Annotated in this window: 14 protein-coding genes; 10 read left to right on the top strand and 4 right to left on the bottom strand. The window is 46.5% G+C overall.

Annotated elements, in window-relative coordinates:
* The first annotated feature begins 241 nt into the window (after positions 1 to 241).
* The gene (locus tag ABT58_RS10370; protein WP_047874335.1) at positions 242 to 709 is read left to right on the top strand and encodes a GNAT family N-acetyltransferase; all 468 of its coding nucleotides are present in this window, start codon (positions 242 to 244) and stop codon (positions 707 to 709) included.
* Positions 710 to 747: 38 nt separating this feature from the next.
* Here ABT58_RS10370 and ABT58_RS24475 read toward each other — a convergent pair whose 3' ends face one another.
* Complete coding sequence (locus ABT58_RS24475) at positions 748 to 876, bottom strand: hypothetical protein (protein ID WP_268248439.1); 129 nt, start codon at positions 874 to 876, stop codon at positions 748 to 750.
* Between the two features lie 332 nt (positions 877 to 1,208).
* On the opposite strand from ABT58_RS24475, the gene ABT58_RS10365 reads away from it, so the two are divergent.
* Positions 1,209 to 2,804, top strand: coding sequence for an ABC-F family ATPase (locus tag ABT58_RS10365; RefSeq protein ID WP_047874334.1), 1,596 nt, complete (start codon positions 1,209 to 1,211; stop codon positions 2,802 to 2,804).
* A gap of 116 nt (positions 2,805 to 2,920) precedes the next feature.
* Positions 2,921 to 3,373, top strand: a complete 453-nt coding sequence (locus tag ABT58_RS10360) for a YaiI/YqxD family protein (protein ID WP_047874333.1) — start codon at positions 2,921 to 2,923, stop codon at positions 3,371 to 3,373.
* 135 nt (positions 3,374 to 3,508) lie between these two features.
* On the opposite strand, the gene ABT58_RS10355 is transcribed toward ABT58_RS10360, so the two are convergent.
* Positions 3,509 to 4,081 (bottom strand): hypothetical protein, encoded by a 573-nt coding sequence (locus tag ABT58_RS10355; protein WP_047874332.1) that lies wholly within the window; start codon positions 4,079 to 4,081, stop codon positions 3,509 to 3,511.
* Positions 4,082 to 4,292: 211 nt separating this feature from the next.
* On the opposite strand from ABT58_RS10355, the gene ABT58_RS10350 reads away from it, so the two are divergent.
* The gene (locus tag ABT58_RS10350) at positions 4,293 to 4,790 is read left to right on the top strand and encodes an NUDIX domain-containing protein (protein ID WP_047874331.1); all 498 of its coding nucleotides are present in this window, start codon (positions 4,293 to 4,295) and stop codon (positions 4,788 to 4,790) included.
* 54 nt (positions 4,791 to 4,844) lie between these two features.
* Here ABT58_RS10350 and ABT58_RS10345 read toward each other — a convergent pair whose 3' ends face one another.
* Both ABT58_RS10345 and ABT58_RS10340 read right to left on the bottom strand, forming a co-directional pair.
* The gene (locus ABT58_RS10345; RefSeq protein ID WP_047874330.1) at positions 4,845 to 6,008 is read right to left on the bottom strand and encodes a ParB/Srx family N-terminal domain-containing protein; all 1,164 of its coding nucleotides are present in this window, start codon (positions 6,006 to 6,008) and stop codon (positions 4,845 to 4,847) included.
* A 157-nt stretch (positions 6,009 to 6,165) separates the two neighbouring features.
* The gene (locus ABT58_RS10340) at positions 6,166 to 6,525 is read right to left on the bottom strand and encodes a glutaredoxin family protein (protein WP_047874329.1); all 360 of its coding nucleotides are present in this window, start codon (positions 6,523 to 6,525) and stop codon (positions 6,166 to 6,168) included.
* Between the two features lie 213 nt (positions 6,526 to 6,738).
* Here ABT58_RS10340 and ABT58_RS10335 point away from each other — a divergent pair, with 213 nt between their 5' ends.
* The 6 genes from ABT58_RS10335 (at position 6,739) to ABT58_RS10310 (ending at position 13,120) form a co-directional block, all read left to right on the top strand.
* Positions 6,739 to 7,098 (top strand): DUF3802 family protein, encoded by a 360-nt coding sequence (locus ABT58_RS10335; protein WP_047874328.1) that lies wholly within the window; start codon positions 6,739 to 6,741, stop codon positions 7,096 to 7,098.
* A 90-nt stretch (positions 7,099 to 7,188) separates the two neighbouring features.
* Positions 7,189 to 7,911: a tRNA-uridine aminocarboxypropyltransferase gene (locus tag ABT58_RS10330; protein ID WP_047874327.1), complete on the top strand. Its 723-nt coding sequence runs from the start codon at positions 7,189 to 7,191 to the stop codon at positions 7,909 to 7,911.
* 203 nt (positions 7,912 to 8,114) lie between these two features.
* Positions 8,115 to 9,026, top strand: coding sequence for an N-acetylglucosamine kinase (nagK, locus tag ABT58_RS10325; protein ID WP_047874326.1), 912 nt, complete (start codon positions 8,115 to 8,117; stop codon positions 9,024 to 9,026).
* Positions 9,027 to 9,176: 150 nt separating this feature from the next.
* Complete coding sequence (locus ABT58_RS10320; protein ID WP_047874325.1) at positions 9,177 to 10,424, top strand: DEAD/DEAH box helicase; 1,248 nt, start codon at positions 9,177 to 9,179, stop codon at positions 10,422 to 10,424.
* 395 nt (positions 10,425 to 10,819) lie between these two features.
* On the top strand, positions 10,820 to 11,992 hold the full coding sequence (locus ABT58_RS10315; protein WP_229821765.1) for a GGDEF domain-containing protein: 1,173 nt from the start codon (positions 10,820 to 10,822) through the stop codon (positions 11,990 to 11,992).
* Positions 11,993 to 12,139: 147 nt separating this feature from the next.
* Entirely contained in the window at positions 12,140 to 13,120 is a 981-nt protein-coding gene (locus ABT58_RS10310; RefSeq protein ID WP_047874324.1) for a Gfo/Idh/MocA family protein, read from the top strand.
* Positions 13,121 to 13,176 lie beyond the last annotated feature (56 nt).

The following is a 13,176-nucleotide window of genomic DNA, read 5'->3' as shown; positions in this document are numbered from 1 at the left end:
TTAAATTGATGGCGTAATTCGTGAAAGTATCATCATGAGCGTTTACTTATTATGCCATCAGCTAAATGCGATATTTTAAAACTCTGTCGTTGTGGTCCTAGTCATTATTATTACTTTTCCTAATTCGTAAGGGCAATACGTGGTTCACCTGAATCATTTTTTATTAATGGCGTATTATTATGTGCGAATGAATAAGCCGGGCATGATACTGTTGCGACTGATTTTTTTGATAGGGGGGTGAATGGAATTCATCCAATTGACAAATACGGATTCTCTTTACAAAGAGGCACTCGATTTACGCTATGAATTATTTTTCCGCGAGCCAGGTCTTCCTCGAGATATTTTGTTTGATGCGCTAGAAAAAGACAGCGTTCATATTGCCGCGATACACAATGGTGCATTATGTGCTTATGGTCGACTCAGTGAAGAAAGTCCTCGACGATTTAAAATATCTCAGATGGTCGTTTGTCCAAAGCGACAAGGGCAAGGTTTAGGTACGCGTGTGCTCACACAGCTGATTCATATTGCTATTGAAATGCATGCCGAAGAGATATATTTAAATGCCAGACTGCATGCCGTATCCATGTATCAAAAGTTGGGTTTTGAGCCGTCAGGGGATGTTTTCATAGCAACGAGTACGGGGGTTCCTCACATTCAGATGGTTAGGCGCGATAATAGGGCCCCAAGAGATACTCGGGGCTGCGATTAAACACACATCTACTGTGTATGCCATCTTCTTTTGCGTATTTATGCTTTTCCATCAGACGCAAGCGCCAAAATCCAATCCACGATCTGCGCAATATCGGTTTGCTTACCATCTAAAAAACGCATGGTGAGTCCACCAAACAGCAGTGCCATCGCCAGTCGGGTTGGCATGTCTAGCCCCGATTTTCATTATTAAATTGGTGTTATCTCATGGTGCTCGCGAAGAGCCATACCGCCCAACATTAGCGGATTAATGACGGTCGGGGGAGTGAGTGTCAGTGTCAGATTGCATTAACGTTACTGATGAGTATCAGTCTTAGTGAGGCAATCTGTATAAATTACCCACCAGAATGAATTAAAAAGGTGTATAGAATGGGGCAACAATGGGCTAAGGGGTGATGATCATCACAAAACCTGTTATACTCGCGCCAACTTAGTGAGAAAGTCGTCCGTTAAAGGCGGCTTTTTTATTGCTTGAACGACATCATTATTGGAACAGTACTTTGATTTCAACAGCTAATATCACAATGCAGTTTGGCGATAAGCCTCTGTTTGAGAACATTTCCGTTAAGTTTGGCGAAGGTAACCGCTACGGCCTGATCGGCGCGAACGGTTGCGGTAAGTCAACATTCATGAAAATCCTTGGCGGTGAGCTAGAGCAGTCCGCTGGTACTGTTTCAAAAGATCCTAATGAGCGTATGGCTAAACTGGGTCAGGATCAGTTCGCATTTGAACAGTACACTGTTGTTGACACCGTTATCATGGGTCACAAAGAACTGTGGAAAATCAAAGAAGAGCGTGACCGCATTTACGCGATGCCTGATATGTCTGAAGAAGACGGCATGCGTGTTGCTGATCTAGAAGTAGAATTTGCTGAAATGGACGGCTACTCAGCAGAAGCCCGTGCTGGTGAATTGCTACTGGGTCTGGGTATTCCTGAAGATCTACACTTCGGCCTGATGAGTGCGGTTGCACCGGGTCTGAAAGTACGTGTGCTATTGGCGCAGGTTCTGTTTGCTGATCCAGACATCATGCTACTTGATGAACCGACGAACAACTTGGACATCCACACGATCGCATGGCTTGAGCGTGTTCTGCTTGAGCGTAACTGCACCATGATCATCATCTCGCACGACCGTCACTTCCTAAATAGCGTATGTACACACATGGCTGACTTGGACTACGGTGCACTGCGTCTGTTCCCTGGTAACTACGACGAGTACATGATGGCTGCAGAAGCGGCACGTGAGCGTCTACTGGCTGACAACGCGAAGAAGAAAGCGCAGATGGCTGAACTACAAACGTTCGTAAGCCGTTTCTCTGCAAACGCATCAAAAGCGAAGCAGGCGACCTCTCGTCAGAAGCAGCTAGATAAGATTCAGCTTGAAGAAGTGAAAGCGTCTAGCCGTCAGAACCCATTCATCCGTTTCGATCAGGAAAAAGAACTGTTCCGTAACGCGTTGGAAGTAGAAGGTCTGAAGCAAGGCTACGGCGACAACATCCTGATCAACAATGTGAAGCTACTAGTAGAAGTGGGCGAGCGTATTGCGATCATCGGTGAGAACGGTATCGGTAAATCAACACTACTGAACACGCTTGCGGGCCAGATGGACCCAATGGACGGTATGATCAAGTGGTCTGAAAACAGCAACATCGGTTTCTACGCACAGGATCACAGCGCTGATTTCGACACTGACATGAACCTGCTTGACTGGATGGGTCAGTGGAAGAAAGAAGGTGACGACGAGCAAGTGGTACGTGGTATCCTTGGCCGTATGCTGTTCTCTCAGAACGACATCAAGAAGTCAGTACAAGTACTGTCAGGTGGTGAGCAGGGTCGTATGCTGTTTGGTAAGTTGATCATGCAACGTCCTAATATCCTGCTAATGGATGAACCAACGAACCACATGGATATGGAATCTATCGAGTCGTTGAACCTAGCACTAGAAAACTACAAAGGTACGCTACTGTTCGTTTCTCACGACCGTCAGTTCGTATCGTCTATTGCAACGCGCATCATCGAAATCACGAAAGATGGCGTTGAAGACTTCCACGGCACGTACGACGAGTACCTGGCGAAGAAAGGTATGGAAGGTTAATTGCCTTTTTGCAACAGCTGATTATTATGAAAGCCGCCGTTATGGCGGCTTTTTTCTAGGATTCGATTTCACGGCCTTTACCGCAGAAGGAAAGGTGAGTGAATAAGTGAGGATACATGAAGATTTGGGTGGATGCTGATGCGTGCCCGAATGTCATTAAGGACATTTTATTCCGTGTGGCTGACCGTGTAGCCGTACAGGTGACGCTGGTGGCGAACCAGTACATTCGTGTGCCACCATCACCACATATCCGTTCTATTCAGGTAGAGGCGGGCTTTGATGTGGCAGATAACTACATTGTGCAGCAGGCTGAGCCTGGAGATTTGGTGATCACGGCTGATATTCCGCTGGCTGACGAACTGATCACCAAAGGGGCACATGCCCTGAATCCACGTGGTGAAATGTACAGCAAGGAAACTATTAAGCAGCGTTTACAGATGCGTGACTTCATGGAAACCATGCGCAGCTCTGGGATTCAGACGGGCGGTCCTGCACCACTGAATCAGGCAGACCGCCAGAATTTTGCCAACAAACTCGATACCTTTATTGCGCGTCATCACCGCAAATAATCGGTGTGCCGATGTGAAGAAAGCCAGCGTGATGCTGGCTTTTTTGTGTCGTGATGTTTTGTGTTGTGAGTCGAGCCTGTCTGTAGGGGGGCGTTAATTTATGTGGCGCCCGCTAAGTCAGCGCATGCTGGCGGCTTATTGAAAGAAGGAGGGGCGAGGTTGAGTGACAGAGCTGGCATCGACGGCATCCAGCTTAATGAGTTTTTCTTTGATTTTATTAACAATAAAATCAATGTCTTCTTTGGTTTCCACGCCTTTCAGTACGGTCTGTGAATCTCCCTCTAACGTGTCCAGTACCAATGCGTAATGTTTGATTTTCTCACCTTCCATTTCAGATTGTATTTTGCTGGCTGAAGGATAAACATGGGTGATTTGGTTCAGATAGATGATTTTTTTTGTTCCCCAAGGGAGGGGAGCATTGTATTTAATCAACATGTTGTCATTGATGATTAAGATACTGTGATTAACAAAGGTGGCAAAAAATAAATAGGCCAAAATCAGCCAAGAAAAAACAAAATAGTGTACGGTGAAAAAAGGCGTATATTCTCTCGGCAATACATTATGATGGATGAGCATGCCAATGATTTGAATAAGTTGAAAATAGACAGCCAAAATGATCAGGCTTTTGAATGTAAACCAAGACTTGTGGATATGTAAAACATGGCCTTCGTAATGGGTAGTGATTTTATTTACAGCATGCTCACTCATAAACGGTTGAACCTATATAGTTATTATTTGAAATCGATTACATTAATATTCTTCATATTCGGAGTGAATTTTTACTTTTCGTTGTTCGATCGCTTTCGCAGTTCTCACGCAATATGAACTATGGATTTCATGATAGTGCGTGCTATTTTTATGATTTGTCGTTTTTTGTATTTGGCAGAAACACTGATGGGATCAGAGAGGGAGTGTAGCAATGAAACACCGTATTCGCGCAGCAGGCGTGTTGATGGAAAACCATCGGATATTACTGATGCGGGTGAAAGATGCCAGTGGTGAGTATTACATTCCACCTGGCGGTGGTGTTGAACCTGGGGATATCAGTACCAAAGCGGCACTGGTGCGTGAGTGTTTGGAAGAAACTGGTTTGCATGTTCAGGTGGGGGAGTTATTAGCGGTACGCGAGTTTCATGAAACGCCACAAGCGATGAGCAGTGAAATGACACGCTATCATGCCGAGTTCTTTTATCATATCGCCAGTTACCACGGCATACCGCATATTGATAACCTGCAAGGCTTGAATGATGAGCACTATATTCAAGCGGTGGAGTGGGTATCGGTGCATGATGTTGTGACGTTACGTACTTATCCGGCAGACTTGGCGCAACTTATTTTACGTGCCCAACAGCAGCAATACAGTTTGCATTTAGGCTGTTATATTCAGGGTGATAATGACCATATTAATCATTTATAGGCCATCATCGGTTCCTACGCACTCCCCTTGGTGAAGGGTATATTATACGTACCGTTACTGCGCTGTTGTTTCATTAATGGCGTTAGGTTGATCATTATCGGCATCTGAGGATGCTTTTGCCTTATCGCTATCCTTTTCTTTATTATTTTTCTCAGGCGTGTCTTTACTCTCGGTATTATTGCTCTCAGCGGCTTTTTCTTTCGCTTCTTTCTCTTTTTCTTGTTGCTCCATTAATGCTTTCGGGGTGGATTTTTCTTTCTTAGCTAATCGATAAGCCATCGCGAGAGAAAAAGCGGAGTCTTTATCGGTCAGCAGTTTCTCTAATGCTTCACTGTTAACCTGATCGAATTTCCCCATGGCGTTAGCATCACGTTTAGACAGACCGATGATCTCATCATCGGGAGTATCAACCATGATAGTGGCAGCTTCGGTAATGGCTGCGCCGTATTCATCGGGATCATTAAGATTGTAATCGGATATCTTCATGTGTTTGCGCAGTACCAAAGCCCAGTTCAGAGCCAGAAAGGGAATGTTGGCTTGTTTATTGTCATCCCCATTGGGTTTTGGCATCGCATAACTGATACCGTCGAGGTAATTGACCAGCGACAAGTACTTATCATGCTTTAACTGCTTTTGGCCGATATATTCCGGTAAATCATCTGGTTGAATTTTTTTGCCTTTGTAATTGCGCAACCATACTTCATGATCATTATTCATTTCTGCCCAGAAATCATCACCGGACGACAACAGATTGTGGGTGACTTTGACCATTACCGGGACGCTGGTGCCACCATTGGGCATATCCCAAAAACTGGACAGGACAGTCAGGTTATCGACCAAATAGAGAATGCCTTCTTCCGGCCCAATAATGACGCTACTGATGTGATCGGTGTCGCTGCCTGCTTCCGCTTTACAGGTGTAGCTGGCGGGATCGAGCGGGGAGGCGTCGTCATTCCATTTTTTTACGCCTTTTGCGCCATTGATGATGCAGAGCGTATCAAAAATGTGTTTGGGATCGTTGGCGTAGTATTGCAACTTGGCGTATTCCGCATCGTAATCAAGCACGGATTGTGTAGGCAGGAGTTGGTCTAATGTCACCGTAATGACATCCCCGTTTTTGAGTTCGCTGTAGGTGATTTTCTCTGCTGCGCTCTGTGTACTCAGCAACAGGGATGACAGTCCAAGACAAGAAAGAGAGAGTACGTGCCAGCAACGCATACGAGAACCTCATTGATCGAGAAAGCGAGAAGAAGGTAATGCTTGAAGTCTAGCAAAAGAACAATGAGGCAGCGTTTTATGATTGGGAAAATGATAAGGAAATCAACAAAGCACGCGGTATATCACAAGGCGTGCTTTGCAGTGGTGGGAATTGGAATCAGGCGAAACGTTGTTCAAGGTAAGCAATGATGTCGTTGGATTCGTACATCCACGTCACTTCGCCGTTGTCTTGCTCGATGCGTAAACACGGTACTTTACGCTTGCCGCCGCCAGCAATCAGCGCTTGCTCATGATCCGGTTGTTTTGCATCCAACGTTTGCAGTGGCAGATTCAAGCGTTTCGCAGCACGGCGTACTTTGACGCAGAAAGGGCACGATTCAAATTGGTACAAGGTGATTGCTTGCAGTTCTTGCTCAACGCGTTGTTGGGCGTCGCTGTCACGTTGCTGTGATTTCGGTGAAAAGACGGCATTCAGCAACAGGATGATTTTGCCAAGGACGAGACGGATGACTTTCATTTTTAACTTCCTTTTTATGATGTTATCACTTGATCCTACTGTATCTCATCATGAATGTGAAATAGGGCAGAGATATCCGCGCTGCATTCATGCTAGGGCTTGCTAGCGGCTATATCCGCATGTTTTAATGATAATATTATTCACAATGACAGCGCCGTGCAGACGGGCGATTGTGACACTGTGTATTTGTATGGAAATAGAGTTGAAGGCACCATGGTTGTAGAGTCCGAAGGCTATCACGCATTGATTGAGTATTTCACTGAACACCTTTCATTGTTTGAAAAATCAGCGGCAGAAGTGTGTAACGAAACAGTGGAAGATGTCGTCACAGATATGATTGCGACCAATATTATGGCCGTGTTCTCACAAAATCCGGATCTGCACCCAGATGTGCGCTTTAAGCTGATGCAAGAGGCGGATGCCGTGATGGCAGATTTGAGCGAAGTCTTGGCCGGTGCATGGTCACGCAGCCCGACGAACGAGCAAGTCGTGTTTCTTGAAGACTACGTCGGCTTGGTGAAAAACTTGTTTGACAGTGCGATCAGCCAACAGGCGAGCTTGCAGCCAGCGTAACGGGTTTTACCGGATCGCTGATGAATAATGATTGCAACACGATATGACGCCAGTACAATGCTGGCGTTTTTTGTTTTAGGTTGAATCGTTATGCGTATACATGCTGTCCATACTTTATATGATGAGCGCCTTGCGCGTTCTACCCGTCCTTTCCTTGCCCGTGGTGGGAAAGTGGAGCGTTGTGGTTTCTGCATGTTACGCACTCATCTGTGTATTTGTGCCAACAAGCCGGAAATCGACTCAAACGCCGCTTTCTTGTTGGTGATGTACGATGATGAAGTGCTCAAGCCAAGTAATACCGGCCGTTTGATTGCCGATCTGTTCAAAGATACCTATGCCTATATCTGGTCGCGTACCGAGCCTAATGCCGACATGCTGGCGTTATTGGCTGATCCGCAATGGCAGCCGTATGTGGTGTTTCCGGCGGAATACGCCGAACCTGAACGTGTCGCGCCAAGTGTGACGGTGGAATCAGGCAAACGTCCGCTCTTTATTATGCTGGATGGCAGCTGGGCGGAAGCGAAGAAAATGTTCCGTAAAAGCCCGTATCTGAATCAGTTCCCGGTACTGTCGATTAACCCGGATAAGCCATCGCGCTACAAAGTGCGTGAGGCGTCCAAAGAGAACCAGCTGGGTACGGCAGAAGTGGCGGCACGCATTATCGACTTGTACGGCGAGCAGAAGAATGCGGATGTGTTGGACCTGTGGTTTGATGTTTTCCGCGAGAACTACATCACCGGTAAAATGAACCGCACCTTGCCGGATCACAACAGCATTGAACAGCTGCAAAGCTACATGGCGAACTACGCGTAATTGATCGCTTTTAAACATCAACAAAGAAAATTAATGACAAAGAAACATCCAGTTATGTAATTTATTGATGTTTCTTTCAACAAACGCGAGAAATCTCATAGTAAAACGCTGTTAAATCGGTGTTTGGTCACAGTCTGTAGGTGTAGAACTGTGGATAATTTTTTCAGTTTGGTTTTTTTGTGATTTTTATCGGAGAGTGCAGGATGTACTACGGCTTTGATGTGGGTGGTACCAAAATTGAATTTGGTGCGTTTAATGAAAAATTGGAGCGCGTAGCAACAGAGCGCGTACCTACACCAGGTGACGATTACGACAAATTGGTTGATACCCTTGTTTCTATCATTGAGAAAGCAGATAAGGAATTTGCTTGCGAAGGGTATGTGGGTATCGGTATTCCAGGAATTGAAGACGCTGAAAATGGCACATTGCTGACGTCTAACATTCCGGCAGCGATGGGACGCAATCTGCGCAAGGATTTGGAGTCTCGTCTGGGTCGCAGTGTCGCGATTGATAACGACGCAAACTGTTTTGCACTTTCTGAAGCGTGGGATGAAGCCCTGCAGGGTGAAAAATCGGTATTGGGTCTGATCCTGGGTACGGGTTTTGGTGGCGGTCTGGTGTATGACGGCCAAGTGTTCTCGGGTAAAAACCACGTTGCAGGCGAGTTGGGTCATACCCGTATGCCTATCGACGGTTGGTTCCACCTGGGTGAGAATGCACCGTTGTTTGACTGTGGCTGTAAGAACAAAGGTTGTATCGACAATTACCTGTCTGGCCGTGGTTTTGAACAGCTTTACACGCACTACTACGGTGAGCAACTGAAGGCGATTGAGATCATCACCCGTCACGCAGAAGGCGAGCCTAAGGCGGTAGAGCACGTTGACCGTTTCATGGAGCTGCTGGCAATTTGTTTTGCAAACCTGTTCACTGGTCTGGATCCGCATGTAGTGGTACTGGGCGGCGGTTTGTCGAACTTTGAATTGATTTACAGCGAAATGCCAAAGCGTCTGCCGAAGCATTTGTTGTCTGTATCGCGTGTGCCGATGATCATCAAGGCAAAACACGGCGATGCGGGTGGCGTGCGTGGCGCAGCCTTCCTGAACATTAAGCAGTAAGTACACCTTTCTCGCTGACAAAAAAGCACTGCAACGGGCAACCGGGCAGTGCTTTTTTATTCCTTTTTCGTCCTGAAACCGCATCTTACGTATTCCCTGACGTGTAAGTTTGCTAGAATCCGGCTCTTTCTATCATCGCCGGAACTCTTCATGTCTTTCCAAGCTTTGGGCTTACAGAGCCAACTTATTGAAATTATAAACGAAATGGGATTCACTGAACCAACCCCTGTTCAGTCCCAGGCCATTCCAGAGATCTTGGCTGGCCATGATGTGCTGGCGGGCGCGCAAACCGGTACCGGTAAGACCGCTGCCTTTGGTTTACCATTGATCCATCGTTTGCTGGAACAACCTGCGGGTGAGCGCACCAATAAACAGATCCGCGCGTTGGTGCTGACACCGACCCGTGAATTGGCACAGCAGGTGTATGACAGTATCAGTCAATACAGCAAAGGCTTAGCGGTAAAAACAGCCGTGGCTTACGGCGGCACCAGCATGAAAATGCAGGTACAAGCGATTCAGGACGGGGCCGATATTTTGGTTGCTACACCGGGGCGCCTGTTGGATCACGCTCATGTGGGTACTGTGGATTTGCGTCAGGTGGAATACCTGGTGCTGGATGAAGCTGACCGTATGCTGGATATGGGCTTTATTGATGACATCAAGCGCATCATGAAGCGCATGAAAGTCGAGCGTCAAACGCTGTTCTTCTCGGCCACGTTTGGTAAGCAAGTGAAAAAGCTGGCTTACGACATTCTGACTGATCCAAAGCTGATTGAAGTGACTCCAGCCAACTCAACCGCTGTAACCGTTGAGCAAATGGTGTATCCCGTCGATAAGCACCGTAAGAGTGAACTACTTGCCTACCTGATTGGCTCGCGTAACTGGCAACAGGTGCTGGTATTTACCAAAACCAAGCAGGGCTCAGACGAATTAGCGAAAGAGTTGGGTAAAGACGGCATTAAAGCGGCGTCTATCAATGGTGATAAGAGCCAAGGTGCCCGTCAGCGTGCGCTGGATGACTTTAAATCTGGCAAAGTACGCGTGCTGGTAGCAACAGATGTGGCAGCCCGTGGTCTCGACATTGAGCAGCTGGAATACGTGGTGAACTTTGATATGCCATTCCAGGCGGAAGACTATGTACACCGCATTGGCCGTACCGGTCGTGCAGGCATGACAGGTCACGCGATTTCATTGATGAGTTTGGATGAAGAGTGGGCATTGCGTGCGATTGAAGATCTGCTGGATAAGAAATTGCCGCAACAATGGCTGGAAGGCTATGAGCCAGATCCAACTATCGAACCGCCAGAAAACCAACGCCGAGGCCGCTCCAGTGAGAAGCGACGCGCGAAAGCGAAACACAAAATTCACAAAAATCGCGGTCGTCATGTAAAACGATAAGCGAAAACGAACATACAAAGCACTGCCATTGGCGGTGCTTTTTTTGTGCCGTTAATAAACTGATACAATTAAAACTGTGACTAACAATATGAAATTTAGATATTCAGCCAATTGATATGAAAATCTGCTTGGTTGGTAAAAATGATTTTGATAACGTCATCAAAAAGTAATATATGCTTTAAACGACTAAGATGTACCACATTGTTTTTGTTGCAAAATCAAGATCGTTCAAAGTGTCAATAAGTTGTCAGTGTATAGGTGTTTGAGTGGAAAAGTTGCGTCGCCGATTAAGGTATGCTGCTTACGCATTATTATCATTTTCCCTTTTTTCTTATCTCTTTTATGCGTTAGGCGGATTTAACAAGGAGTACAGCATCAGTGCAAAAAACGCGTTTGTGCGTTGTGTTGATGACAAAACCCAAGGAGGAAATACCCATTCGGAGATTGATATCAGCGGCCAGTCGTTGGTCTTAAATTGTGATATTGGTGATAAGGGCAAGTGGCCCTATTGTGAGATCGCGATAGATCTGTCCAAAACCACCAAAGGGCTAGATTTGAGCAACTTCCATTCCGTCGGGATTGATGTCGATTACTTCAGTCCGATAGAAGGGGAGCGCATTCGTGTGTATTTACGTAATTATGATCCTGCTTACTCCTCACAGGACGATCCTGTTTCCCTGAAATTCAATGCTATCGAATATGCGCCGGGTATTGACCAAGGCCTGACGGTGATCCCATTAAAAGCGTTCCAGGTGTTGTCCTGGTGGATTGCTGAATACGAGTTACCTATTGAGACATCGGGGCCTCAGTTTGACAATATCTTGCAAATTGAGATTGCGACAGGCAGTTACATTAAGCAGTCACATTACACGATCCAATTGAATCGATTAGTGTTTTACGGTGAATGGATCAGCGAAGAAATGCTGCTGCGCTTTAACACCAGCCTATGGGTATTAGCGGCGGCGTGTTTTCTGTTTGTTGAGCGTCGTCGTCTTAATCATCAACTACGTGAAATGGTTGCGAAGGCGGAGTTTCTGAAAGATGCCAATGAGAGCTTGCATGAGCAATCGTTGAAGTTTGAAGAACTGGCTTACACCGATAGCCTAACAGGCGCGCAGAATCGTCATGCGGTGGATTGCTGGCTGCAAGAGGTGATTGGTTTCTCTAAGCATAACGGTCATGCATTTTCGATGGCGTATATCGATATTGATTTCTTTAAGACCATCAATGACACCTACGGCCATAAAGTGGGGGATGAGGTGCTTAAAGAGTTTGCACGTGTGCTCAACCTGCGTGCGAGAAAAACCGATGTGGTGGTACGTTGGGGCGGTGAAGAGTTTATCGTTTTCTGTCCGGCCACGGATCTTCGCGGGATCACCGAGTTTGCTGATATGATCCGAACGATCATTGAAAATTATCAGTGGACGGAAGGGTTAAACCTAACCTGCAGTATTGGCCTAGCTGAGTACATGCCGGGTGAAAGTATTGATACCTTCATTCAACGTGCCGATCGCGCGCTGTATAAAGCGAAGCGTCAGGGACGAAACCGCGTAGAAGCTGCGAGCTGATAACTAGCCGGATACACAGCGAAAGTTGAGAAACCAGCCTATACACGGCTGGTTTTTTTTCATCAAAATTAGCGTGGTTGGTGATAATTTCAACAAGATTTGCGAGAGGGTTTTGTTACACTGCAGAAAACCCAAAAAGGAAGCGTTATGATCCGTCTAGGCATCATTGGCACCAACTGGATCACTGATCAGTTTATTCGTGCCGCATTATCCACAGGACAGTATACCCTCAATGCCGTTTATTCCCGTTCGTTGGAGACGGCCACGCAGTTTGCTGAAAAATACCAGGTATCAAACTGCTTTGATAAATTAGACGAGATGGCCACATCTGGCTTGATTGATGCGGTGTATATTGCCAGCCCGAACTCGTTACATGCTGAGCAAGCGCGCGTTTTCATTCAGCAGGGTATTCACGTGATCGGCGAAAAGCCGCTGGCTTCGCACATTCAGGAAGTTCAAGACTTGATTGCACTGGCGCAGTCGCACGGTGTGGTGTTGTTTGAGGCGATGAAAACTGCTTATATGCCGAACTTTGCCGTGATTCAGAATGCGCTGCCAAAGCTTGGTCGTTTACGCAAAGTGTATTTGTCGTACTGCCAGTATTCCTCCCGCTATCCTAAGTATCTGCAGGGCGAGAATCCGAATACGTTTAATCCGGCGTTTTCTAACGGCTCTTTGATGGATATTGGCATTTACCCACTCAGTGCTGCAATTGGTTTGTTTGGTGAGCCGAATAGCTTGACGGCACAGGGTGTTTTATTGGATTCAGGCGTGGATGCGCATGGCACCTTGGTGCTGCATTATAAAGATTTTGATGTCACGCTATGCCATTCTAAAGTGAGTGATGGCTATATCCCGAGTGAAATTCAAGGGGAGCAGGGCACGTTATTGGTGGACTTCATTTCTGAGTGTCATGGTGTGCATTTGCATCGTAAAGGCGAGCCGGTTGTCGATTTGACGGTAGAGCAAGACGACAACGCCATGGTGTATGAAGCGACGGAATTTGCCCGCTTAGTGGCTGAGCGCCAGATCAATCATGACGGTTTACTGCGTACTCAGATTGTCAGCGCCATTACGACCCAAGCCCGTGCCATTATGGGAGTACGATACCCCGCAGACGATATCTAATGGGTTATCGTGTCATAAAAAGAAAGGTGGCTGCGTGCCACCTTTTTTGTGCCTCG

The organism is Photobacterium aphoticum (assembly GCF_001029435.1).
GTDB classification, from domain to species: Bacteria; Pseudomonadota; Gammaproteobacteria; order Enterobacterales; family Vibrionaceae; genus Photobacterium; species Photobacterium aphoticum.
Note: the sequence above shows the minus strand (reverse complement) of the source record. Positions and strands in the feature narration are given on the sequence as shown.

Excerpts from the sequence above, each read along its gene's own strand:
- ABT58_RS10370 (WP_047874335.1), top strand. The coding sequence starts at position 242 with ATGGAATTCATCCAATTGACAAATACGGATTCTCTTTACAAAGAGGCA.
- ABT58_RS10335 (WP_047874328.1), top strand. The coding sequence starts at position 6,739 with ATGGTTGTAGAGTCCGAAGGCTATCACGCATTGATTGAGTATTTCACT.
- ABT58_RS10310 (WP_047874324.1), top strand. The coding sequence starts at position 12,140 with ATGATCCGTCTAGGCATCATTGGCACCAACTGGATCACTGATCAGTTT.
- ABT58_RS10355 (WP_047874332.1), bottom strand. The coding sequence starts at position 4,081 with ATGAGTGAGCATGCTGTAAATAAAATCACTACCCATTACGAAGGCCAT.
- ABT58_RS10350 (WP_047874331.1), top strand. The coding sequence starts at position 4,293 with ATGAAACACCGTATTCGCGCAGCAGGCGTGTTGATGGAAAACCATCGG.
- ABT58_RS10340 (WP_047874329.1), bottom strand. The coding sequence starts at position 6,525 with ATGAAAGTCATCCGTCTCGTCCTTGGCAAAATCATCCTGTTGCTGAAT.
- ABT58_RS10330 (WP_047874327.1), top strand. The coding sequence starts at position 7,189 with ATGCGTATACATGCTGTCCATACTTTATATGATGAGCGCCTTGCGCGT.
- ABT58_RS10320 (WP_047874325.1), top strand. The coding sequence starts at position 9,177 with ATGTCTTTCCAAGCTTTGGGCTTACAGAGCCAACTTATTGAAATTATA.
- nagK (WP_047874326.1), top strand. The coding sequence starts at position 8,115 with ATGTACTACGGCTTTGATGTGGGTGGTACCAAAATTGAATTTGGTGCG.
- ABT58_RS10360 (WP_047874333.1), top strand. The coding sequence starts at position 2,921 with ATGAAGATTTGGGTGGATGCTGATGCGTGCCCGAATGTCATTAAGGAC.
- ABT58_RS10345 (WP_047874330.1), bottom strand. The coding sequence starts at position 6,008 with ATGCGTTGCTGGCACGTACTCTCTCTTTCTTGTCTTGGACTGTCATCC.
- ABT58_RS24475 (WP_268248439.1), bottom strand. The coding sequence starts at position 876 with ATGCCAACCCGACTGGCGATGGCACTGCTGTTTGGTGGACTCACCATG.